Source organism: Streptomyces sp. NPDC051662 (genome assembly GCF_040681655.1).
GTDB lineage: Bacteria > Actinomycetota > Actinomycetes > Streptomycetales > Streptomycetaceae > Streptomyces.
Map to the genome: position 1 here is coordinate 194,175 of NZ_JBFAZD010000001.1, position 21,261 is coordinate 215,435.

At 69.0% G+C, this 21,261-nt stretch carries 16 protein-coding genes and 1 tRNA gene; 10 read left to right on the plus strand and 7 right to left on the minus strand.

The features are described from left to right. Window positions 1-38: 38 nt before the first annotated feature. Window positions 39-461 carry a hypothetical protein gene (locus tag AB0M67_RS00910; RefSeq protein WP_365741146.1) on the minus strand — a complete coding sequence of 141 codons (423 nt, stop codon included), beginning with the start codon at window positions 459-461 and terminating at the stop codon, window positions 39-41. Window positions 462-483: 22 nt separating this feature from the next. Next, window positions 484-999: an ATP-binding protein gene (locus AB0M67_RS00915; RefSeq protein ID WP_365741148.1), complete on the minus strand. Its 516-nt coding sequence runs from the start codon at window positions 997-999 to the stop codon at window positions 484-486. Window positions 1,000-1,194: 195 nt separating this feature from the next. Here AB0M67_RS00915 and AB0M67_RS00920 point away from each other — a divergent pair, with 195 nt between their 5' ends. From AB0M67_RS00920 to AB0M67_RS00935, 4 genes are all read left to right on the plus strand, one after another. Beyond that, a complete protein-coding gene (locus AB0M67_RS00920; RefSeq protein ID WP_365741150.1) occupies window positions 1,195-2,043 on the plus strand; it encodes a helix-turn-helix transcriptional regulator in 849 nt (282 codons plus the stop codon). Window positions 2,044-2,128: 85 nt separating this feature from the next. Continuing rightward, a complete protein-coding gene (locus AB0M67_RS00925) occupies window positions 2,129-2,920 on the plus strand; it encodes an SAM-dependent methyltransferase (protein WP_365741152.1) in 792 nt (263 codons plus the stop codon). A gap of 62 nt (window positions 2,921-2,982) precedes the next feature. Next, window positions 2,983-4,413, plus strand: coding sequence for a helix-turn-helix domain-containing protein (locus AB0M67_RS00930; RefSeq protein WP_365741154.1), 1,431 nt, complete (start codon window positions 2,983-2,985; stop codon window positions 4,411-4,413). A 71-nt stretch (window positions 4,414-4,484) separates the two neighbouring features. After that, window positions 4,485-5,687: an epoxide hydrolase family protein gene (locus tag AB0M67_RS00935; protein ID WP_365741156.1), complete on the plus strand. Its 1,203-nt coding sequence runs from the start codon at window positions 4,485-4,487 to the stop codon at window positions 5,685-5,687. Between the two features lie 21 nt (window positions 5,688-5,708). Here AB0M67_RS00935 and AB0M67_RS00940 read toward each other — a convergent pair whose 3' ends face one another. Then, window positions 5,709-6,401: an SDR family oxidoreductase gene (locus AB0M67_RS00940; protein ID WP_365741158.1), complete on the minus strand. Its 693-nt coding sequence runs from the start codon at window positions 6,399-6,401 to the stop codon at window positions 5,709-5,711. Window positions 6,402-6,688: 287 nt separating this feature from the next. Here AB0M67_RS00940 and AB0M67_RS00945 point away from each other — a divergent pair, with 287 nt between their 5' ends. After that, complete coding sequence (locus tag AB0M67_RS00945) at window positions 6,689-9,211, plus strand: SDR family oxidoreductase (protein WP_365741160.1); 2,523 nt, start codon at window positions 6,689-6,691, stop codon at window positions 9,209-9,211. 226 nt (window positions 9,212-9,437) lie between these two features. Further along, complete coding sequence (locus AB0M67_RS00950) at window positions 9,438-10,307, plus strand: alpha/beta hydrolase (protein WP_365741161.1); 870 nt, start codon at window positions 9,438-9,440, stop codon at window positions 10,305-10,307. A 137-nt stretch (window positions 10,308-10,444) separates the two neighbouring features. Here AB0M67_RS00950 and AB0M67_RS00955 read toward each other — a convergent pair. The 4 genes from AB0M67_RS00955 to sucC all read right to left on the minus strand — a co-directional run bounded on the left by AB0M67_RS00955 (window position 10,445) and on the right by sucC (window position 14,541). After that, window positions 10,445-10,532: transfer RNA gene (locus AB0M67_RS00955), tRNA-Leu, on the minus strand. Between the two features lie 245 nt (window positions 10,533-10,777). Further along, complete coding sequence (locus tag AB0M67_RS00960; RefSeq protein ID WP_365741163.1) at window positions 10,778-12,334, minus strand: aldehyde dehydrogenase family protein; 1,557 nt, start codon at window positions 12,332-12,334, stop codon at window positions 10,778-10,780. A 93-nt stretch (window positions 12,335-12,427) separates the two neighbouring features. Further along, window positions 12,428-13,363 carry a succinate--CoA ligase subunit alpha gene (sucD, locus tag AB0M67_RS00965; protein WP_365741165.1) on the minus strand — a complete coding sequence of 312 codons (936 nt, stop codon included), beginning with the start codon at window positions 13,361-13,363 and terminating at the stop codon, window positions 12,428-12,430. 44 nt (window positions 13,364-13,407) lie between these two features. Further along, window positions 13,408-14,541 (minus strand): ADP-forming succinate--CoA ligase subunit beta, encoded by a 1,134-nt coding sequence (gene sucC, locus AB0M67_RS00970; protein WP_365741167.1) that lies wholly within the window; start codon window positions 14,539-14,541, stop codon window positions 13,408-13,410. 227 nt (window positions 14,542-14,768) lie between these two features. Here sucC and frc point away from each other — a divergent pair, with 227 nt between their 5' ends. From frc to AB0M67_RS00990, 4 genes are all read left to right on the plus strand, one after another. Next, window positions 14,769-16,034 (plus strand): formyl-CoA transferase, encoded by a 1,266-nt coding sequence (frc, locus tag AB0M67_RS00975; protein WP_365741169.1) that lies wholly within the window; start codon window positions 14,769-14,771, stop codon window positions 16,032-16,034. An 8-nt stretch (window positions 16,035-16,042) separates the two neighbouring features. Beyond that, a complete protein-coding gene (locus AB0M67_RS00980) occupies window positions 16,043-18,175 on the plus strand; it encodes an acetate--CoA ligase family protein (RefSeq protein ID WP_365741818.1) in 2,133 nt (710 codons plus the stop codon). Window positions 18,176-18,415: 240 nt separating this feature from the next. Then, complete coding sequence (locus AB0M67_RS00985; protein WP_365741171.1) at window positions 18,416-19,804, plus strand: OFA family MFS transporter; 1,389 nt, start codon at window positions 18,416-18,418, stop codon at window positions 19,802-19,804. Further along, window positions 19,804-21,204 carry an OFA family MFS transporter gene (locus AB0M67_RS00990; RefSeq protein ID WP_365741173.1) on the plus strand — a complete coding sequence of 467 codons (1,401 nt, stop codon included), beginning with the start codon at window positions 19,804-19,806 and terminating at the stop codon, window positions 21,202-21,204. The genes AB0M67_RS00985 and AB0M67_RS00990 overlap by 1 nt, the downstream gene beginning before the upstream one ends. Window positions 21,205-21,261 lie beyond the last annotated feature (57 nt).

Consider the following 21,261-nt stretch of genomic DNA (forward strand, 5'->3'; position numbering starts at 1 on the left):
CACGCACCGTCGGCGCGCAGACGTCACCCTCCGCCGGGTCAGCTCTGCTCGAATACCCGTTCGTCCTCGTAGACGAGGCTGCCCGAGTCGGTATAGGTCGCCACCGTGACGGTGGATACGACGCGCAGGCCCAGCTGCTCCGCGCACTCCCCCAGTTCGGCGCCGCCGCAGTCCGCGAGCACAAGGGTGAACGCCTGTCTCTCGTCCATGATGTAGGGCTCTCCATAGCCCAGTTCCGCCGCCGCCTCGGGGTCGCTCCGCGCGATCTGCCACGCACGGTGCATCAGGAGTCCGGGGTCCTCGATCACGAGCTGCCGGGTCTCGTTGACGGTGATGGCCGGCCGGGCCGCGGCGGCGGGGGTACGGACCGGGCGGCAGGTGACGCGGGCGGGGTCGATGGCATGGGCGGGGCCGGGGAGGCTCGCACCGGCACCGGATACCCGGCGTGACAGAGCGGACATGGGTGGCTCCTGTCGAGGAGGATCAGCGGTCGCCCGTGGTGAGGGTGGCCCAGGACCGGGCGCGGTACGGGCAGGGGAGTGCGGTGGTGCGCCCGTGGTCGGCCGCCAGCGCGGAGATGACGTCGAGGCCCCTGCCGTGATCACCGGCCAGCTCATGCGGACGGCTGCTCTCGGCCGGTCCCCCGTCGTCCACGGCGATATGAACGCTGCCGTCGGGACGGCGTTCCAGATGAGCGCGGATGGGGCCGCAGGCGTGCAGTACGGCGTTGGTGACCAGCTCCGACATGACCAGCAGGGCGTCATCGACGATGCCGTCGGCGGCCGGATGCGACCAGTCGGCCAGCGTGGCGCGGACCCACTGCCGGGCGCGCCGGCACGAGTGGTCGCCGCGGTCGAGGCTCAGGGACGTACGGCGGGCGTCGTTCCCGGCGTCACGGGGAGACCCGTCCTGTGAGGACCGGTCGTCCCGTGACGTCTGGTGCGCGACCCAGGCGGTCCCCCGGGCCGGGACGGCGTCGAGCAACCGTACGCCGCTCATACGGGCACACAGCCCGCCTCGGGCTTCGATCGGTTCGCTCCCGGAGGATGCGGCTGGGGCAGATGGGGACATACTCATCACTGTCGGAGCACCGTGCCGGATATGCAACGTGCGGAGTGTGCACGGTGAGCAAAATGCGCACGGTGTCGCACACCCACTGGATCCGGGAGCACCGGAGAGGAGAGGGGGCCGATCATGAGACCGAGGTCCGGCCCCACGGTGCACCACGCGGTCCTGGCCGCCCGGCTCCTGTCGCTGCGTGTGGGCGCCGGTCTGTCCGTGACCCAGGCGGCGGCGTCACTGGGCGCGCACCGGACGACGGTCATGAGGATCGAACGGGCCGAGACGGCGCTCGACGCGGGCCAGGTCCGGACACTGCTTGAGCGTTACGGGGCCGGCCAGGAGGAGATCAGGCAGTTCCTCAGCGAGCTGGCCACCGCCAATCTGCCGGGATGGTGGCACCCCTGGCGCGACGTGATGGACCCGTGGGACCTCGACTTGATGAACGTGGAATCCGCGGCCCGTCTGGTCCGTGTCTGGCATCCCGCGCTGGTGCCCCCTCTGCTGCGCACCCCCGCGTACGCCAGGGCGGTGGAGGACACGCTCGGGCCGGACCGTTCACCGGCCGATCGCGCCAGACGGGTCGAACTGCTGACCGAGCGGCGGGCCCGACTGGCGGAGCGGGGGGCACGGATCTGGTCACTGATGACAGAGGCGGCTCTGCGTACGCGCGTGGGCGACGGGGGCATCATGGAGGAGCAACTCGCCGCGCTGCGTGAGGCCGCCGACCGCCCGGACGTCATCCTTCAGGTAGCACGGCTGACCGATCCACCGCATCCGCTCAGCGGCGTGGCCGCGCTGACGCTGTACCGGGTGGATGTGCCCGAGATCCCTGACCATGTCGTCCGGGACAGCCCTGTCGGACCGGCCGACGTCTGGAGTGACACACGGACCGTGACGGCGTACCGGACCCTCATCGACCAGGCGTGCGCCGCCGCCCCGCATCCGTCGACGCCGCTGCCGTATCCCGTGCCCCTTGGCTGAGTCCGACCCGAGTCCCCCCGCCGAACCTGAGCCCCCATATCTGACCTGACCTCCCGTTTCTGACCAGTGACCGAAGGGATCCACCGTGCCGGATGAGACTCCGCGTCGTATCGACACCTCCGTTCCGCACTCCGCGCGCATCTGGAACTACTGGCTGGGCGGCAAGGATCATTTCTCGGCCGACCAGGAGGCCGGGGACGCCTATCGTGAGGCCTATCCCCTGATCGAGTCGTTCGCGCGGGAGTCGCGCGGCTTCCTGCGGCGCTCCGTCACCTATCTCGCGGCGGAGGCGGGGATGACGCAGTTCCTCGATCTCGGCGCCGGGCTGCCGACGGTGAACAACACGCACGAGGTCGCGCAGCGCATCGCCCCCACGGCGCGCGTCGTGTACGTGGATCACGATCCGCTGGTCCTGCTGCATGTACACGCGCTGCTCACCTCGACCGCCGAGGGCGCGACCGCCTATATCGAGGCGGACATGCGGGACACGGACGCGGTGCTTGAGGGGGCGGCGGAGACCCTCGACATGTCACGGCCGATCGCGCTGGTCATCTCGGACGTGCTCGGCCACATCGTCGACTTCGACGAGGCCCTCGCCCTGGTCAGGCGGCTCGTGGACCGGCTGCCGGCCGGCAGCTATCTGGCCCTGAGCCACGCGGCCGCCTCGGACGAGGGACACGCGGCGGCGCAGGACGCGTACAACGCGTCCGGGGCCGTCCCCTACATCCTCCGCACCCCCGAGCAGATCGTGAGGTTCTTCGACGGGCTGGAGGTGGTCGAACCGGGGGTGGTGTCCTGGCCGAACTGGCACCCCGACGCCACCACCACGTCGGTCGCCGAGCGGGGCGGCTGGGGAGGCGTCGCCCGTATCCCCTGACCGCCTGCCCCTGACCGTGTCCAGCGCATGCGCGCGTACCCCGTCTCGCCGAAGCTGTACGGATGGACAATGACGGGCTGGTCGCGCGCCGGCTGATCGAGGCGGCGGCCCGCTCGGGCGCCGCGCTGATCGCGGAGACCGCCGCCGCGGTCTCGGGATGGGCAGTCCTGGTGGACCCGACCGCGGGTGCCGTCTACAGCTCGCCGGAGCGCGCCGCCGCGGCGGGGATCAGCGCCGTGGCAGGCGCCAGGAACACGGCGGCGCGGTCCGCTGACGCCGACAGCGATACGACGGTCCGGCAGGTGGTGGGCGCCGCGCTCGTGGTCCACGCCGGCCCGGACGTCTCCGCCCGCCGGGTGGAGCTTGTGACCCGGACCACGGCCGGGCTGCTGGAAGTACGTGCCCGCCGCGCCGAAGAGCTCACGAGCACGGAGATGCGGCTGCACGCCGTGGTGACACGTCTGCTGCTGCGGGGCGAGATCGGTCTCGTGGCGGAGGTCGTCGGCGGTCTGGCCTCGCACGCCACCGTCTACCGGCTCTCCGCCGGGGCGGATCCGCAGGCCGCGTACCAGGCGGTGTGGCGCGCGCTGCTGCCCACCGGTGCCCGGCTGGGCGCGGCCAGGCTCATCACCCTGCTCGACGGTGAACTGGTCGTCGTCGCCCTCCATGACGCCGCGCGGGACGACGGACGGGTCCTGCGGCTCGTCGCCCGCTCGGCGGAGCGGCACGGGCTGCTCGGCGGGGTCGCGGACCCCGCGCCGCTCGACATGCTGGCCGCGGCCTTCACCGAGGCCGGGCAGGCCCGCGCGGGGGCGGCGGTGGGCCGCCGGCTGGTCCCCGCGGCCGGGCTCGGAGACCGTGCCCTGCTGCGGATCATCCCGCCCGACCGGCTCGCCGCCTGGGCATCGTCCCTGCTGGGCCCGCTCACACCGCCCCAGCGCCAGGCACTGGAGGGGTGGCTGCGTACCGGTTCGGTCGGGGCCACGGCACAGATGCTGGGGATCTCCCGCGGCACCACACGCTCACGGCTGCGGACGGCGGGCGAGCGGCTGGGAGGTCTGGACACACCACTCGCCCTGGCGCGGCTCTCCCTCGCGCTGCGCGCCCCGGCCGCCGGGCCCATGGAGTCGGCCGGGTCCCCCGACGCGGGCCCGCCCGCCGCGCTCCCCACGGAGCTCGTGGACGCCGCGTCGGCGCGCCGTTGGGCCACCGAACTGACCCGGCCGCTCGACACACCGCAGCGGATCGCCCTGCGCGTCTGGCTCAACCATCTCGGCAGCATCGCCCCGGCCGCCGAGGAGTTGGGCCTGCACCGTACGACGCTCGGGCGGTGGCTGGAGCGGATCGGCCGGCTCCTGGACGTGGACCTGTCGGCCGCCACCGTCCGCGCCGACCTCTATCTGGCGCTGGAGACCCTCGCCGGCCCGGATGACACCGCCGGCGCGCTGCCACGCCGGGGAGGCCGTACGTACCGGCGGCCGGGGGATCTCTGAGGAGGGCACGACTCCCACCGGCGGGGCGCCGTCGACACGGCGATGGGGCGCCGGACATAGCATTCGCGTCCATGACGACGTCGGCACCTGAGATCATCCGCCCCTTCCATCTCGACATCCCCCAGAGCGAACTGGACGATCTGTGCGATCGCCTGGACCGCACCCGCTGGCCCGACGAACTGCCAGGAGTCGGCTGGGCCTATGGCGTCCCCCTCGACTACCTCAAGGAACTGGCGGGTTACTGGCGGCACGAGTACGACTGGCGGGCCGCGGAAGCCGCACTGAACACCTGGCCGCAGTTCACCACGACCATCGACGGTGCGAACATCCACTTCGCCCATGTCCGGTCACCGGAGCCGGACGCGACCCCGCTGATGATGACGCACGGCTGGCCGGGCTCGATCGTCGAATTCACCCGGATCGTCGGTCCGCTCACCGATCCGCGCGCGCATGGCGGTGACCCCGCCGACGCGTTCCATCTGGTGCTGCCGAGCATCCCCGGGTTCGGGCTGTCCGGCCCGACGAGGGAGACGGGCTGGGAGTTCCGGCGGGCGGCCGGCGCCTTCGCCGAGCTGATGCGGCGCCTCGGCTACGAGCGGTACGGAGTGCAGGGCGGGGACTGGGGAGCGGCCATTTCCCGGGAGATCGGCCGGACCCGGCCCGAGCTGGTCATCGGCGTCCATCTGAACCTGCTGCCGAACGCGGCGGCGACACGGGAACCCGCCCCGGACGAACTGGACGCCCTGCCCCCGCGGGAGCGCGAGCGCATACTCGCCTCCTGGGAACGGGCCCAGGAGTGGAGTCGGAACCGCCAGGGGTACGCCGACATCCAGTCCACCCGGCCGCAGACTCTGGCGTACGGCCTGACCGACTCACCGGTGGGTCAACTGGCTTGGATCGCGGAGAAGTTCAAGGAGTGGACCGACTCCCGGGACCGCCCCGAGGATGCCGTCGACCGCGACCAGCTGCTCACGAACGTGATGCTGTATTGGCTGACCGGCACGGCCGGTTCGTCGGCCCGTATCTACTACGAGCGGACACACGCCGACTACTGGGGCACACCGCCCGAACCGTCGACGGCGCCGACCGCGCTGGCCGACTTCGCGCGGGAGAACTCCATCCCGCTGCGGCATATCGCGGACCGGACGAACAACATCGTGCAGTGGACGGAGTACGACCGGGGCGGGCACTTCGCGGCCATGGAGCAGCCGGATCTGCTGGTCGGCGACGTACGGCGGTTCTTCCGGACGGTCGGCGGGGCGCCCGTCGCGTGACGGCCGGCCCCATGGTCGGGGTCACCAGGGCAGGGGGCCATCGATGTCGAAGTAGCCTCCGGTCGGTCCGTCGGGGCCCACCCGCGCCATACGGACGATGATCTCGGCGCCCTCCTCGACGGTCTGCGTGCCGCTGTGCCTGTTCAGGTCCGTCGCGGTGTAACCGGGCTCCACCGCGTTGATCCGCATGTCCGGGAACGCCTTCGCGTACTGCACGGTGACCATGTTGAGCGCGGCCTTCGACGCCGGGTAGGCGACCCCGGGATAGGCGTATGTCGGTGTGCCCACCGCGGAGACCAGCGTCTTCGAGGCCAGGCCGCTGCTGACGTTGACCACGACCGGCGCGGCCGACCGGCGCAGCAGCGGCAGGAACGCGTGGGTGACGCGCACGACGCCGAAGACGTTCGTGTCGAACAGCGGTCGCAGCATGTCCGCGGTCACCTCCGCGGCGCCGACCGCGTTGCCTTCGATGCCGGCGTTGTTCACCAGCACGTCCAGCCCGCCGTCGGCCTCGACGGTGTGCGCCGCGGCGGCGACGGAAGCGTCGTCGGTGACATCGATGACGACCATGCGCGCGCCCAGCCGCTCGGCGGCGCGGCGCCCGCGCTCCGGGTCCCGGCTGCCCACGTAGACGGTGTGGCCGGCCTCGATGAGACGGCGGGCGGTCTCGAAACCGAGACCCTTGTTCGCTCCGGTGATCAGTGTTGTTGTCATGCTTCCAGGTTCCGGCCGGACGGCGCGGTCGGCCAGTGGTCCTGCCTTCGGGCAGCGGCCCCTCCCGACATGCGTATCAGGGAGGTTCGGGGTTCTCTTGAGGTGCTGTCCGGCCGCGTACATCCATCAGCCACCCCCGTGTCCGGGGCCGGACAGCTCGACCGGCCGGCGGAACACCGCGCTGCGTCCGGGATGCGGCGGCACGTCGTACCGGGCAGACTGACGGCGCGGGGGACGACGGTCCAATGAGGCAGCCGACTGCCCTCACTGGACCGTCCCCCGTCCAAATGACGGACGAGACCTCGATCGCGACGCTGGCGGGCGAGGTGGGCAGCGTCCATCATGTGGTGTCCACGGCGTCGGCCAGGGCGCGCGGCGCCGTCCGGGACCTGACTCCGGAGGCGATCCTGCTGTCCTTCCACACGAACGTCGTGGGTCCGATCATGCTGGCCAAACACTTCGCGCCGAAGATGCCGAGGACAGGATCGTTCGTACTGTTCTCCGGGGTGGCCGCTCTCGAACCGGACCCCGGATATCTCGGGGTGGCGGCGACCAACGGCTCGGTGAACGTGGTGATCCGGTCACTGGCCGTGGAACTCGCCCCGCTGCGGGTGAACGCCATCTCCCCGGGAACCGTCGACACCGGGGCGTGGGACGGGCTGGGCGAGAAGAAGGACGCCTTCCTGGAGACGAAGTCCGCGACCAACCCCGCGCGCCGGATCGGCACACCCGAGGACATCGCCCAGGCCGTGCTCTTCGCCATGACCAACACCTTCATGACCGTGTGTCAGCGGCGGCCGGAGACCGACAGGCTATTCCTCGCGTTCGAGCTCGGCCCGGGCACGCTCCGCGTCGAGGTCCTCCTGCGCGGCACGGTAGATATCGCCGGCCAGCTTGCGGGCGGCCTGGGGATCGTGCGCCGAGGAGACCGTCCGGATCCGGTCGGCCCATTCCTCTATGTCGCGAGAGTGTTCGGGTTTCTTGCTCACCTAACCTTTGTACCTTTTAGTGGGCTTCTCTGCCTGTCGTGGCGGCGGGCGGACCTGGTGTGCGGCGGCGGCCGCGCTGGGAGGATGGCGATGGCGACCCTGCTGTCAGTCAATGTGGGACTGCCGAAGGATGTGCACTGGCAGGGCAGGACCGTACACACGGGAGCGTGGAAGTATCCCGTCGACGGGCCTCGGATGGTGCGCCGCCTCAACATCGACGGCGACGGCCAGGGCGACCTTCAGGGCCATGGCGGGGAGCAGCGGGCGGTCCTTGTCTACCAGACGCAGTCGTACGCGTACTGGCGCGAGGTTCTGGAGCGGGACGATCTCGAATTCGGCCGGTTCGGGGAGAACTTCACCGTGGACGGGCTGGCGGACGACGAGGTGTGCGTCGGCGACCGGTACCGGATCGGCGAAGCCGAGTTCGAGGTGACCCAGCCGCGTGTCACCTGCTACCGGGTCGGCATGCGGCTGAACGAACCGCGTATGGCCTCCCTGCTGGTCGCCCACCACCGCCCCGGCTTCTATCTCCGTGTCATCACCGAGGGCCGGGTCCGTGCGGGAGACCGGATCACACGGACCCGCACCGGCAAGGGGTCGCTCAGCGTCGCCGACATCGACGCCCTTCTCTATCTCCCGGGGGCCGATCCGGCCACGCTGCGCACCGCCCTGAGCATCGAGGCGCTCAGCCCCGGCTGGCGGCAGTCGTTCGAGGACATGAGCCGCCGGCTCGACCAGCCGCCCGGCCCCGCGCCCGCCGCGCCGGGCTGGCAAGGCTTCAAGCGGCTGCGTGTGAGCCAGGTCGCCACCGAGACCCCGGTGGTCTCCTCGTTCTACCTGCGGTCCACGGACTCCCAGCCACTGCCGACGGCCATGCCGGGCCAGTACCTGAGTGTGCGGATCCCCCGAGAGGGGCGGCAGAGTCCGGTGCGTTCGTATTCGCTGTCCTCCGCTCCCGGCGCCGCCGAGTACCGGATCAGTGTCAAACGCGAGGAACACGGCGAGGTCAGCACCTACCTCCACACGCGTCTCAAGAGAGGCGATGTCATCGAAGCCGCCGCCCCGCGCGGGGCGTTCGTGCTGACCGAGGAGCGCACGCCCGTGGCGCTGTTCTCGGCGGGCATCGGCATCACCCCCGTGCTGGCGATGCTGTACGAGCTGGCCGGCGAGCGGAGTTCCCGCGCCGTGTGGTGGGTGCACACCGCGCGCGAACCCGGGCAGTACGCCTTCGCGGAAGAAACCCGGCAGCTGCTCGCGCGGCTGCCCGGCGCCCGCGCCTTCGTCTACTACACCGCCCCGGATCTCAAGGTCACCGAGGGGCCCTACGTCACCCACGGTCGTATGACCAGCGGAAACATCCGGGAACTGGGCATCCCCGGCGACGCGCACGCGTACCTGTGCGGACCCACGGGCTTCATGTCGGACGTGACATCCGCCCTCCAGCTGGCCGGGCTGAGCGGTTCGAACATCCACACCGAGGTCTTCGGCGCGCTGACGGCCATCAATCCGGGCGTCACCGATCGGGTCACCGGACGCCCCCACCAGCCGCCCGGCCCCCAGGGCACGGGGCCGTCCGTCACCTTCGCCCGCAGCGGACTGTCCACCCGCTGGTCGGACCGGTACGGAACGCTGCTGGAGCTGGCGGAGGCCTGCGACATCCCCACCCGCTGGTCCTGCCGCACCGGGGTGTGCCACACCTGTACCACTCCCCTGCTCACCGGCCAGGTCCAGTACACAACACAACCCCTGGAGGATCCCGCCTCGGGTGAAGCGCTGCCGTGCTGCAGCATCCCCGCCACCGATGTGGTTCTTGATCTGTGAGCCGACCGGACCGCGGACGGCGCTGCTCCGGTCTGCTGGAGGCCGGCCCAGGTCAGCACCGACTCAACCGCCGAACGACGCGCCTCGGCTGCCTGAAGGGACCATTCGAGCCTCCCGCCCGAGAGGTCGGGAACGCTGCTGACGCCCTGAAGGAATTCGCCCAGGCACGCCGGGGTGTCGCGTGCTGCACTGTAACCGACCGTTCAAAGCGACCTTGGAGGTTGGCATGAGCAGCGTTGTGCATCACCGCACCGCCACCGTCGACGGCATGGATGTCTTCTACCGGGAGGCCGGAGACCCGCGGGCGCCGGCGCTCGTACTGCTGCACGGCTTCCCGACCAGCTCGCACATGTTCCGGAACCTGATTCCGGCTCTCGCCGACACCTACCGTGTGATCGCGCCCGACATGATCGGCTACGGGCAGTCGGCCATGCCGACGGTCGACGAGTTCGACTACACCTTCGACTCCCTCACCGAGGTGACCGCCGCCCTGCTGGAGCAGCTGGGTGTCGACCGGTTCGCGGTCTACGTGCACGACTACGGAGCGCCGATCGCCTGGCGGCTCGCCACACGGTCGCCCCGGAGCATCACCGCGATCATCACGCAGAACGGCAACGCCTACACCGACGGGTTCGTCAAGGCGTTCTGGGACGGGCTGTTCGCCTACGCCGAGCACCCGACACCCAAGAACGAAGCCCCTCTCCGTAGCGCCCTGACCCTCGAACTGACCCGCTGGCAGTACCTGAACGGGGTCGCGGATCCGAGCCTGGTCAGCCCGGACGGCTGGACCATCGACCAGTCGCTGCTGAACCGCGCGGGCAACGACGCCATCCAACTCGCGCTGTTCCGCGACTATCCGGCCAATGTCGCTCTCTACCCCCGACTGCAGCAGTACTTCCGCGACAGCCAGGTGCCGCTGCTGGCCGTGTGGGGGGCCAACGACGAGATCTTCGGCCCCGACGGCGCCCGCGCCTTCCAGCGCGACCTGCCGGACGCGGAGATCCACCTCGTCGAGTCCGGGCACTTCGCCCTGGAGAGCCATCTGGGCGAGATCACCGGCCATATCCGCGACTTCCTCGCACGCGTCATCTCCTGACACGTACAGCCCGCGCGCCCCGACGCGACCACACGTCGGCACGGAACGCGAGCGACTACATCGCCGCGGTACGGGCCGGAAACCTGACCATCTCCCGGGCCCGAACGCGGAAAACCCCACCGAAGTGGGGTCTCAGCTGGTGTCCGAGGGGGGACTTGAACCCCCACGCCCGATAAAGGGCACTAGCACCTCAAGCTAGCGCGTCTGCCATTCCGCCACCCGGACGAGTGGTCGAACCGCGGTCTGTGGCCGCGGCGACACAGACAACGATACCAGGGGTTCGAGGTGGCTCTCACCCGTATATCCGGTGGTCAGGGGTCCGTGGCCGGTCACGCTTCGGGGCTTCGAACCCCTCGTACGAGGCGCCGGACACGGAACGTCGTGGACTCCGCACAGAACGTCGCGGAGGGGGCGGAGTGGTGCCGAGCGCTCCCCTCGGGGGTGATGGGGAGCGCTCGGCACCGTAGGGGTTATGGCATCAGGTGGTAGTCCGGGAAGTTGCCCGGCGGGCGCTCTCCCGGGGGACCGTCCGTCACCGCTCGTACGAGGAGTTCACCGCCGACGAACGCGCCGCGCCAGGAGTGGCCGAAGCCGCCGAACAGTTCGTCGCGGTCCCCGCGGGAACGGGGTTTGCCGTGGCCGGTCTTGAAGGCGCGGATCTGGGTGGAGAGCCGGGCGTAGGTGTCCGGGTCGTCGGTGGAGAGGGTCGCGACGAGGGCGCCGTTCGAGGCGTTCATCGCGGCCAGCAGTTCCGCCTCCGTATCGACCAGGACGATCGTGTCGACCGGGCCGAAGGGTTCCGCGTGGTGCAGCGGGGAGGACGGGGGCGGGTTGAGCAGGGTGACGGGCGGGAGGTAGGCGCTGGTGTCCTGGCCGGGCAGGAACAGCCCCTCCTCCAGTGCTCCCTGGTGCAGTGGGACGGCGCCGCGGCTGATCGCCTCGGACACCTGGTCGTTCAGTTCCTTGGCCTTGGCCGCGTTGATGAGTGGTCCGAAGTCCAGTTCCGGCAGCGGGTCATCCGGCCGCTCGACCGCGAGGGGATGGCCCAGGCGGATGGAGCGTACGGCGGGGAGATACGCGGCCAGGAAGTCCGCGAACAGCGAGCGTTGGACCACGAAGCGTGGATACGCCGTGCAGCGCTGCTTGCCGTAGTCGAAGAGTTTCGGGATGACCGCGGTCAGTGACGGCCAGTCGCTGAAGTTCCAGATGCCCCAGGTGTTCAGGCCCTCCTGTTCGAGGATATGCCGTTTGCCCAGGTCAGCGACTGCTGTGGCGATTCTGGCGCCGGTGTCGCGACCTCCGACGAAGGAGACGCAGCCGATCTCGGGCGCGCGCACGAGCGCCTCGGAGAGTTCGCCGCCGCTGCCGCTGACCAGCGTGAGGGGCACACCCTCACGGACGGCGAGCGCGCAGGCCAGGGTCAGACAGGCCACTCCCCCGTCGGTCGGCGCCTTGGCGATCACCGCGTTGCCGGCCAGGGCCTGCACCAGCATCGCGTGGATCAGGACGGACATCGGATAGTTCCAGCTGGCGATGTTGGAGACGGGGCCCGCCAGCGGGGTCCGGTCCGTGAGCATCGGTTCGATGCCGTCCACGTACCAGCGCACGCCGTCGATCGCACGGTCGACGTCGGCCTGGGCGAGCCGCCACGGCTTGCCGATCTCCCAGACGAGCAGGAGGGCGAGCAGTTCACGGTGTTCGGTGAGCGCGTCGAGCGTGGCGGTGACGCGTGCCTTGCGCTCGGACAGTGGGACATCACGCCAGGCGCGGTGTGCGTCCAGACAGGCGCGCACCGCCCGCTGGGCGGTTTCGGAGTCAAGCCGGGGCGGACCGGCGATGGGGCCCCCGTCGACCGGGCTGGTCGCGGGCACGGCGCGGCCGTCGGACTTCCAGGACGCTGCCCAGAGGTTACGCACACGGTCGTCCTGGAACGCCTCGGGCGCCACGGCGAGGCAGCGGTCCCATGCGTCCGACCAGGCTGTGCCCGGCTTGAGTATCAGTGAGGAAGTGGTGAGGGTGGGTGCCATTGAGGGTCTCCGCTCTAGCGTGGCGGGAGTTGCATGGCTCGGCTCTCGTCCGTAGTCAATCGTGATCCGGATGGGGGGAGGCACACACTCCCTTCAATTATGAGCGACGTCACGTGACATCGCGAGACGGTCGAGTACCAGCCGCGCGGTCTCCGAGGGGGTGGAGCCGACCCGCACGCCGACCGCCTCCAGGGCCTTCTTCTTGGCCTCCGCGGTACCGGAGGAACCGGAGACGATCGCGCCGGCGTGCCCCATCGTCTTGCCTTCCGGCGCGGTGAATCCGGCGATGTAGCCGATGACCGGCTTGGTGACGCGCTCGGCTATGTACGCCGCGGCGCGTTCCTCCGCGTCGCCGCCGATCTCCCCGATGAGAACGATCAGTTCTGTGTCCGGGTCGTCCTCGAAGGCGGCGAGGCAGTCGATATGGGTGGTGCCCACGACGGGATCGCCGCCGATGCCGACGGCCGAGGAGAAGCCGGTCTCCCGCAGCTCGTACATGAGCTGGTAGGTCAGGGTGCCGGACTTGGAGACGAGTCCGATCCGGCCGGGCTTGGCAGCGATGTCCGCCGGGATGATGCCCGCGTTGGACTGCCCGGGGCTGATCAGTCCGGGACAGTTGGGGCCGATGATCCGGGTGCCCCGCTTCTTGGCGTACGCCTGGAAGGAGACGGCGTCATGGACGGGGATGCCCTCGGTGATCACGACCGCGAGCCCGATCCGCGCGTCCGCGGCCTCGATGACGGCGGCCTTGGCGAACGGTGGCGGTACGAAGACAACGGTGACGTCCGCGCCCGTCGCCGCCATGCCCTCGCTCACCGAGCCGAAGACGGGTACGGCACAGGGGGCACCTCCCCGGCCCTCAGGGCCGTGGGGGACGTCGAAGTCGACGGTACGGCCTGCCTTGCGCGGGTTCACACCGCCGACGATGTCGGTCCCGGCGGCGAGCATCCGCCGGGTGTGTTTCATGCCCTCGCCGCCGGTCATGCCCTGGACGAGGACCTTGCTCTCCTTGGTCAGGAAGATCGCCATGGTCTGTCGCTCTCCTTATCCCACGTATCCCACATATCCGATCGCTATCCGACGTTCGCCAGGACGGCGGCCTGCCGGGCCGCTCCGTCCATGGTGTTGACCTGCTCCACGAGTGGATGCGCGCGGTCCGCGAGGATCACACGGCCACGCGCCGCGTTGTTGCCGTCGAGGCGCACCACGAGCGGTTTGGTCAACCGCACGGATTCCAGGGCCTGGACGATGCCCTCGGCGACGGCGTCGCAGGCCGTGATGCCGCCGAAGACGTTCACGAACACGGACTTGACCGCCGGGTCGGAGAGGATGACCGTCAGACCGTCCGCCATCACCTGGGCGGACGCCCCTCCCCCGATGTCGAGGAAGTTGGCGGGGCGGGCGCCGCAGCCGGCGACCACATCGAGGGTGGACATGACGAGGCCCGCGCCGTTGCCGATGATGCCGACCTCGCCGTCGAGCTTGACGTAGTTGAGCCCCTTGGCCGCCGCCGCTGCTTCCAGCGGGTCGCCGTGCTCCTCGCTCGCACGGTCGCCCCAACGCTCTTGCCGGAAGCGCGCGTTGTCGTCAAGGGTAATTTTTCCGTCGAGGGCGAGAATCAGCCCTTCTTCGGTACGGACCAATGGGTTGACTTCGACCAGAAGGGCATCCTCCCGGACCACCACCCGCCAGAGCGCCCGGAGTACGGGGACGGTCTCGGGGGGCAGCTGAGCGGCCCTCGCGATCTCCGCCGCCTTTGCCTCCGTAACCCCTTCCGCGGGGTCGACGGGGACCCTCGCGACCGCCTCCGGGCGGCTCGCCGCGAGCTCCTCGATATCCATGCCGCCCTCGGCGGAGGCGATCGCGAGGAAGGTGCCCGTGGCCCGGTCGAGGACGTAGGAGACGTAGAACTCAGATGCAATATGCACTGGTTGGGCCAGCATCACCTTCCTGACGGTGTGGCCCTTGATATCCATGCCGAGCATCTGACGGGCGGTCAATTCGGCCGCGGCCGGGTCGATCGCGAGCTTCACCCCGCCCGCCTTGCCCCGGCCTCCGGTCTTCACCTGTGCCTTGACGACCACCCGGCCACCGAGCCGTTCGGCGGCGAACCTGGCCTCCCTCGCCAGCTCCACCACCTCGGCCTCAGGCACCGCGATGCCATGGTCCGTGAAGAGTTCCCTTGCTTGGTGCTCGTACAGATCCATGCCGGCTCCCTTTTTGACGAAAGTGCCGCACGCCCCCTGGACACCATCCGCAGGATGCGGGATAACAAGCTTCATACAGTATTCGTCGACTGTATGCAATGTACCGCGAGGGCGATGGCCCTCCCGTATGCGAAGGGACAGGGGCCTCCTCATGCCGGACAGAAGCGAGCGAAGCGCACGCCCCCGTACCCATGGACCACACCAGGTACAAGTAGAGGAGCCCCTCGATGACTCAGGCTCTTGAGACCGCCCGGACGACCGCGTCGGCCAAGGCACTCTCCGGCGTACGGGTACTGGACATGACGCATGTTCAGTCCGGCCCCTCCGCGACCCAGTTGCTCGGCTGGCTCGGCGCGGACGTGCTGAAGCTGGAGGCTCCGACCGGCGACATCACCCGTAAGCAGCTGCGCGACATCCCCGACGTCGACTCGCTGTACTTCACGATGCTCAACTGCAACAAGCGGTCCATCACCCTCAACACCAAGACCGAGCGCGGCAAGGAGATCCTCACCGAGCTGATCCGCCGCTCCGATGTCATGGTGGAGAACTTCGGCCCGGGCGCCGTGGACCGCATGGGTTTCACCTGGGAGCGCATCCAGGAGATCAACCCGCGGATCGTCTACGCCTCCATCAAGGGCTTCGGCGATGGTCCGTACACCAACTTCAAGGCGTACGAGGTCGTCGCGCAGGCCATGGGCGGCTCGATGACCACCACCGGCTTCGAGGACGGGCCCCCGCTCGCCACCGGCGCGCAGATAGGCGACTCCGGCACCGGTGTCCACGCCGTCGCCGGCATACTCGCCGCGCTCTTCCAGCGTGAGCACACCGGTCGCGGCCAGCGTGTCAATGTCGCGATGCAGCACGCCGTCCTCAACCTCTGCCGGGTCAAACTCCGCGACCAGCAGCGGCTGGCGCGCGGGCCGCTCGCCGAGTACCCCAACGAGGACTTCGGCGACGACGTACCGCGCAGCGGCAACGCGAGCGGCGGCGGACAGCCCGGATGGGCCGTCAGATGCGCGCCGGGCGGCCCCAACGACTATGTGTATGTGATCGTCCAGCCGGTCGGCTGGCGGCCGGTCACCGAGCTGATGGGCCGGCCCGAGCTGGCGGACGACCCCGACTGGGCGACCCCGGAGGCCCGGCTGCCCAAGCTCGGCAAGATGTTCCAGCTCATCGAGGAGTGGACGAGCACGCTCCCCAAGTGGGAGGTGCTGGAGAAGCTCAACGCGCACAACATCCCGTGCGGCCCGATCCTCTCCACCAAGGAGATCATCGAGGACGACTCCCTGGCGGCCAACGAGATGGTCGTCGAGGTCCCGCACCCGCAGCGCGGCACGTTCACCACGGTCGGCAGCCCGCTGAAGCTCTCCGACTCCCCGGTTGACGTGGTCACCTCACCTCTGCTCGGTGAACACAACGAGGAGGTGTACGTCGGCGAGCTCGGTCTCGACGACGAGGAACTGCGACTGCTCAAAACGAACGGAGTCATCTAGCGGTGGACATCACTGAGGAGCGTCAGAAGGCCGTACGCGCTGTCCTGGACGCCGCATTGGCCGAGGGACGTACGGCCCTGACCGCGCCCGAGGGCAAGAGCGTCACCGACGCCTACGCCATCCCCACCCCGGCGGAGGGCCTCGCCGAGAACGCCGACGAGGCGGTGGCCCTCGCCGACCGGATCGGGTTCCCGGTCGCGCTGAAGATCGTCTCGCCGCAGATCACGCACAAGACGGAGGCGGGCGGCGTCATGACGGGCCTGCGCTCGACCGCGGAGGTGCGCGGGGCGTTCACCGGAATCGTCTCCAACGCGCGGGCGTACGACCCGCAGGCGCGGATCCTCGGCGTACAGGTGCAGCAGATGGTGCCGGCCGGCACCGAGGTGCTCGTCGGTACGGTCACCGACCCGACCTTCGGCCCGATCGTGGCCTTCGGTCTCGGCGGTGTCCTGGTGGAGGTGCTCAAGGACGTCACGTTCCGGCTCGCACCGGCGTCCAGGGACGACGCGCTGTCGATGCTCGACGGGATCCGCGCGGCGGAGATCCTGCGCGGGGTGCGCGGCGGCGCGGCCGTCGACCGGGACGCGCTCGCCGATCTGGTGGTGAAGGTATCGCGGCTCGCGGCCGACTTCCCGGAGATCGCCGAGGTCGATCTCAATCCGGTGTTCGCCTCGGCGACCGGGGTGACGGCCGCGGACGTGCGCATTCTGCTGGCCTCCGAGAAGCCGGTCAGGCGTCGTACGTACACCCGCGAGGAGATCCTCGTCTCGATGCGGCGGCTGATGAAGCCCGCGTCGGTGACGGTGATCGGGGCCTCCGGCGAGCCGGGCAAGATCGGAAACTCGGTCATGCGGAACCTGATCGACGGGGGCTTCCCGGGAGAGATCCATCCGGTGAACCCCAAGGCCGATGACATCCTCGGCCGTAAGGCGTACAAGAGCGTGATGGACGTTCCGGGCCAGCCCGATGTGGCCGTCTTCGCGATCCCCGCGGCCTCTGTCCCCTCGGCCCTCGAAGAGGTCGGCCGCCGGGGCATCCCGAACGCCGTGCTGATCCCCTCCGGCTTCGCCGAGACCGGCGAGCACGAACTCCAGGCGCGGATCGTGGCGATCGGCGAGGAGTACGGCGTACGGCTGCTGGGGCCGAACATCTACGGCTACTACTCCACCTGGCAGGACCTCTGCGCCACCTTCTGCACCCCGTACGACGTCCGTGGCGGTGTGGCGCTGACCTCGCAGTCCGGCGGCATCGGGATGGCGATCCTCGGCTTCGCCAGGAGTACGGGAACGGGTGTCTCGGCGATCGTCGGCCTCGGCAACAAGTCGGACCTCGACGAGGACGATCTGCTGACCTGGTTCGGCGAGGACCCGAACACCGAGTGCGTCGCCATGCACCTGGAGGACCTGAAGGACGGCCGGGCCTTCGTGGCGGCGGCGCGCGCGACCGTACCGAAGAAGCCGGTCGTGGTCCTCAAGGCGGGGCGTACGGCGGCCGGCGCCAGAGCGGCGGGCTCGCACACGGGCGCGCTCGCGGGTGACGACGCCGTCTACGACGATGTGCTGCGGCAGGCGGGCGTCATCCGGGCGCCGGGCCTGAACGAGATGCTGGAGTACGCGCGGGCGCTGCCCGTGCTCCCCACTCCGCTGGGCGACAACGTCGTCATCATCACCGGCGCGGGCGGCTCGGGCGTACTGCTCTCCGACGCCGTCGTCGACAACGGCATGTCGCTGATGGAGATCCCGCCGGACCTCGACACGGCGTTCCGCGCGTTCATCCCTCCCTTCGGCGCGGCGGGCAACCCGGTGGACATCACCGGGGGCGAGCCCCCGGCCACGTACGAGGCGACGATCAGGCTCGGCCTTGAGGACTCGCGGATCCACGCGCTGGTGCTGGGCTACTGGCACACGATCGTCACTCCTCCCATGGCCTTCGCTGAACTAACGGCCCGGGTGGTCGAGGAGTTCCGCGCGAAGGGCATCCAGAAACCGGTGGTGGCGTCCCTCGCGGGCGACATCGAGGTCGAGGAGGCCTGTCAGTACCTCTTCGAGCGCGGAGTGGTGGCCTATCCGTACACCACCGAGAAGCCGGTCGCGGCGCTCGGTGCGAAGTACGCGTGGGCGCGGGCCGCGGGGCTGCTGTGACACATCCACCAGACTTCCACCGGCCGGTCCTGGGGCTGCACCCCGGACATGACACCGCCGTGTGGACGCGAGCGGCGGGGCTGTTGACCGCCACTCGGAAAAAGATCATGACACACCGTCAGAAAGATTCGGTGTTAAGCCCGTTGGGAGGAAGTCGATGACCTGACCAAGTCGGGTGGCACGAAAGTTCGGACAGGGGGCGCTGGCCAGTTCTTTCGATGCAAGGGGTGTCTACACCGCATGACTACCACTCAACTCTCCAGCACCGTCCCCTTCAAGGAGGTGACGGATGCCAACGGCCGTGTGTTCCGGATCGGTGAGTCCGACCGGGACATCATGGGCCGTGCGCGATGGACGATGGTGCTCTTCCCGTGGATCGGGATGATGGGCATCAGTTCGTCGGAGTACGCGTTCACCTCGGCTGAGGACACTCTGCACGAGGCCCATCTATGGAGCAGCGGGCACATATTCTGGCTGATGGGCGTCTGGATATTCTTCCAGGCGGCCGTGGCCTTCCCCGCGGGGCAGCTCCGTGAGAGCGGCAAGCTGCCCGCCCGGTACGCCATGATGCTCGGCGCGCTGGGTACGCTCCTCGGCTATCTCTCACTGGCCTACGCGCCGCATGTGATCGTGGCGTACATCGGCTTCGGTATGTTCAGCGGCATCGGCGCGGGTCTCGTCTATGCCACCTGTGTGAACATGGTCGGCAAGTGGTATCCGGAGCGCAAGGGAGGCAAGACCGGCCTCGTCAACGGCGGTTTCGCCTACGGCTCGGTGCCCTTCGTCTTCCTGTTCACCTCGTACATGGACCTGAGCAACTACCAGACGGTTCTGGTGGCTGTCGGTGTCATCTGCTGTGCTGTCGTCGCGGTCTCCGGCTGGTTCTTCAAGGACCCGCCGAAGTACTGGTGGCCCTCCGAGGTCGACCCGCTGAAGACGTCGGAGGACCCGAGGATCCGGCGTGCGCTGGAGAAGAACCCGCCGGCGGTGAAGCAGTACACGCCGAAGGAAGCGGCACGTACACCCGTGCTGTGGATGATGTGGTTCTGCCTGCTCTGCACGGCGGGTATCAACATCTTCGGAATCGCGTTCCAGGTGCCCTTCGGCAAGGACATGGGGTTCGCGGGCGGGATCGTGGCCACCGCGATGTCGCTCAAGGCGATCGTCAACGGCACGGGTCGCGGTGTCATCGGCTGGATCTCCGACCGGTACGGACGCCGTAACACCCTGATCTTCGTCTGCCTGGTCCTGGGCACCGCGCAGTTCGGTGTGCTCGTCTCCGGGTCCATGGGCAGCATGCCGTTCTTCCTCTTCTGCTCGATGGTCTCCGGCTTCGGTGGCGGCGCGATCTTCCCGCTGTTCGCCGCGATGACGGCGGACTACTTCGGAGAGAACAACAACGCGTCCAACTACGGCATGGTCTACAGCTCCAAGCTCATCTCCGGTCTGGTCGGTTCCGGTATGGGAGCCGTCGTGGTGGCCGCCTGGGATTACGAAGGCGCGTTCATCATCGCCGGAAGCATCGGACTCGCCTCAGCGGTACTGGCACTGTTCCTCAAGGCGCCAGGAAGGCCGGACAGCAAGAAAATCGAAGCAAACCCGAACCCGATTGGCCGTGAAATCGCTTAATGTCAGCAGAACCTCTTTCCGGTGGGTCCGCGTCGGCTACGGCCGACGCGGGCTACCGCGAAATCACAGATGATCGTGGCCGCGTCTACCGCATCGGCGAGACCGACCGACAAATACTCGGACACTCCCGAAAGTTCATGGTGTACCTGCCATGGGCGGCCATGATGGCCATCAGCGTCTTCGAGTACGCCTTCGGCTCAGCCGAAAGTGTCCTCTCCGCGGCGCATGGCTGGTCCCAGAGCAACACCTTCTGGATCCTCAGCATCTGGGTGTTCTTCCAGGCGGGTGTCGCCTTCCCGGCAGGCTGGCTGCGGGAGAAGGGGATTCTGACAGCGCGCGCCGCCACACTGATCGGCGCCGCTCTCTCCTTCGTGGGCTTCCTCTCCATCTCGCACTTCAACAACGTGTCGGCCGCGGTCCTCGGATTCGGCCTGCTCGGCGGTGTCGGATCCGGTCTCATCTACGCCACCTGCATCAATATGGTGGGCAAGTGGTTCCCGGAACGCCGTGGTGGAAAGACGGGATTCGTCAACGGCGGATTCGCCTATGGCGCGGTGCCGTTCATCTTCATCTTCAACTACGCGTTCAACCTCGGTAACTACCGGACGGTGCTCGACCTGATCGGGGTCTATGTGCTGGTCATCGTCGCCGTCTGCGCCCTGTTCTTCAGGGATCCCCCGCAGAACTGGTGGCCGGCGGATATCGACCCGCTGAAGATCGCGGCGAACAGCAAGAACGCGAAGACCCTCGCCAAGAACCCTCCGGCGGCGAAGCAGTACCGGCCCATGGAGGCCATCAGGACGGGCATGCTCCCGCTGATCTGGGTGCTGCTGGTGATCACCGCCGGGGTGTCCATCTTCGGTATCTCCTTCCAGGTGCCGTTCGCCAAGGACGTCGGGTTCGGACCACTCGTCGCCGCCTCGTCGGCCGGTGTGCTGTCCGTCGTCAACGGCGTCGGGCGAGGAGTTGTCGGCTGGCTGTCGGACCTCTGGGGCCGCAAGAGCACACTGATCTTCGTGATCACGGTGCTGGGACTCGCACAGTTCGGCGTCCTGTGGGCGGGAAACACGAAGAACGAGATCCTGTTCCTGGTGTTCGCCTTCATCTCCGGCTTCGGCGGCGGGGCGTTCTTCCCGCTGTTCGCGGCGCTCACACCGGACTACTTCGGTGAGAACTACAACGCCACCAACTACGGTCTCGCCTACAGCGGCAAGCTGATCAGCGGGCTGTTCGGAGGCGGGCTCGGAGCGATGGCGGTCCACTCCTGGGGCTACAACGGCGCGTACATCCTCGCCGGCGGACTGTCCCTCGTAGCCGCGGCCATGGCCATGCTGTTGCGTAATCCCGGTCAATCGCCGGACAAGAGCGCTCCCCCCGTGCCGCAACCGGCCGGCGGGTGACCGTTCGCGAGTAAGCGGCCCTCCTCGCGGCTCACTACCGAGCCGCGAGGAGGGCCG

Bases quoted from the DNA above. Each gene is read 5' to 3' on its own strand.
- AB0M67_RS00910 (WP_365741146.1), bottom strand. From the start codon at position 461: ATGTCCGCTCTGTCACGCCGGGTATCCGGTGCCGGTGCGAGCCTCCCC.
- AB0M67_RS00915 (WP_365741148.1), bottom strand. From the start codon at position 999: ATGAGCGGCGTACGGTTGCTCGACGCCGTCCCGGCCCGGGGGACCGCC.
- AB0M67_RS00920 (WP_365741150.1), top strand. From the start codon at position 1,195: ATGAGACCGAGGTCCGGCCCCACGGTGCACCACGCGGTCCTGGCCGCC.
- AB0M67_RS00930 (WP_365741154.1), top strand. From the start codon at position 2,983: ATGGACAATGACGGGCTGGTCGCGCGCCGGCTGATCGAGGCGGCGGCC.
- AB0M67_RS00935 (WP_365741156.1), top strand. From the start codon at position 4,485: ATGACGACGTCGGCACCTGAGATCATCCGCCCCTTCCATCTCGACATC.
- AB0M67_RS00940 (WP_365741158.1), bottom strand. From the start codon at position 6,401: ATGACAACAACACTGATCACCGGAGCGAACAAGGGTCTCGGTTTCGAG.
- AB0M67_RS00945 (WP_365741160.1), top strand. From the start codon at position 6,689: ATGACGGACGAGACCTCGATCGCGACGCTGGCGGGCGAGGTGGGCAGC.
- AB0M67_RS00950 (WP_365741161.1), top strand. From the start codon at position 9,438: ATGAGCAGCGTTGTGCATCACCGCACCGCCACCGTCGACGGCATGGAT.
- AB0M67_RS00960 (WP_365741163.1), bottom strand. From the start codon at position 12,334: ATGGCACCCACCCTCACCACTTCCTCACTGATACTCAAGCCGGGCACA.
- sucD (WP_365741165.1), bottom strand. From the start codon at position 13,363: ATGGCGATCTTCCTGACCAAGGAGAGCAAGGTCCTCGTCCAGGGCATG.
- sucC (WP_365741167.1), bottom strand. From the start codon at position 14,541: ATGGATCTGTACGAGCACCAAGCAAGGGAACTCTTCACGGACCATGGC.
- frc (WP_365741169.1), top strand. From the start codon at position 14,769: ATGACTCAGGCTCTTGAGACCGCCCGGACGACCGCGTCGGCCAAGGCA.
- AB0M67_RS00985 (WP_365741171.1), top strand. From the start codon at position 18,416: ATGACTACCACTCAACTCTCCAGCACCGTCCCCTTCAAGGAGGTGACG.
- AB0M67_RS00990 (WP_365741173.1), top strand. From the start codon at position 19,804: ATGTCAGCAGAACCTCTTTCCGGTGGGTCCGCGTCGGCTACGGCCGAC.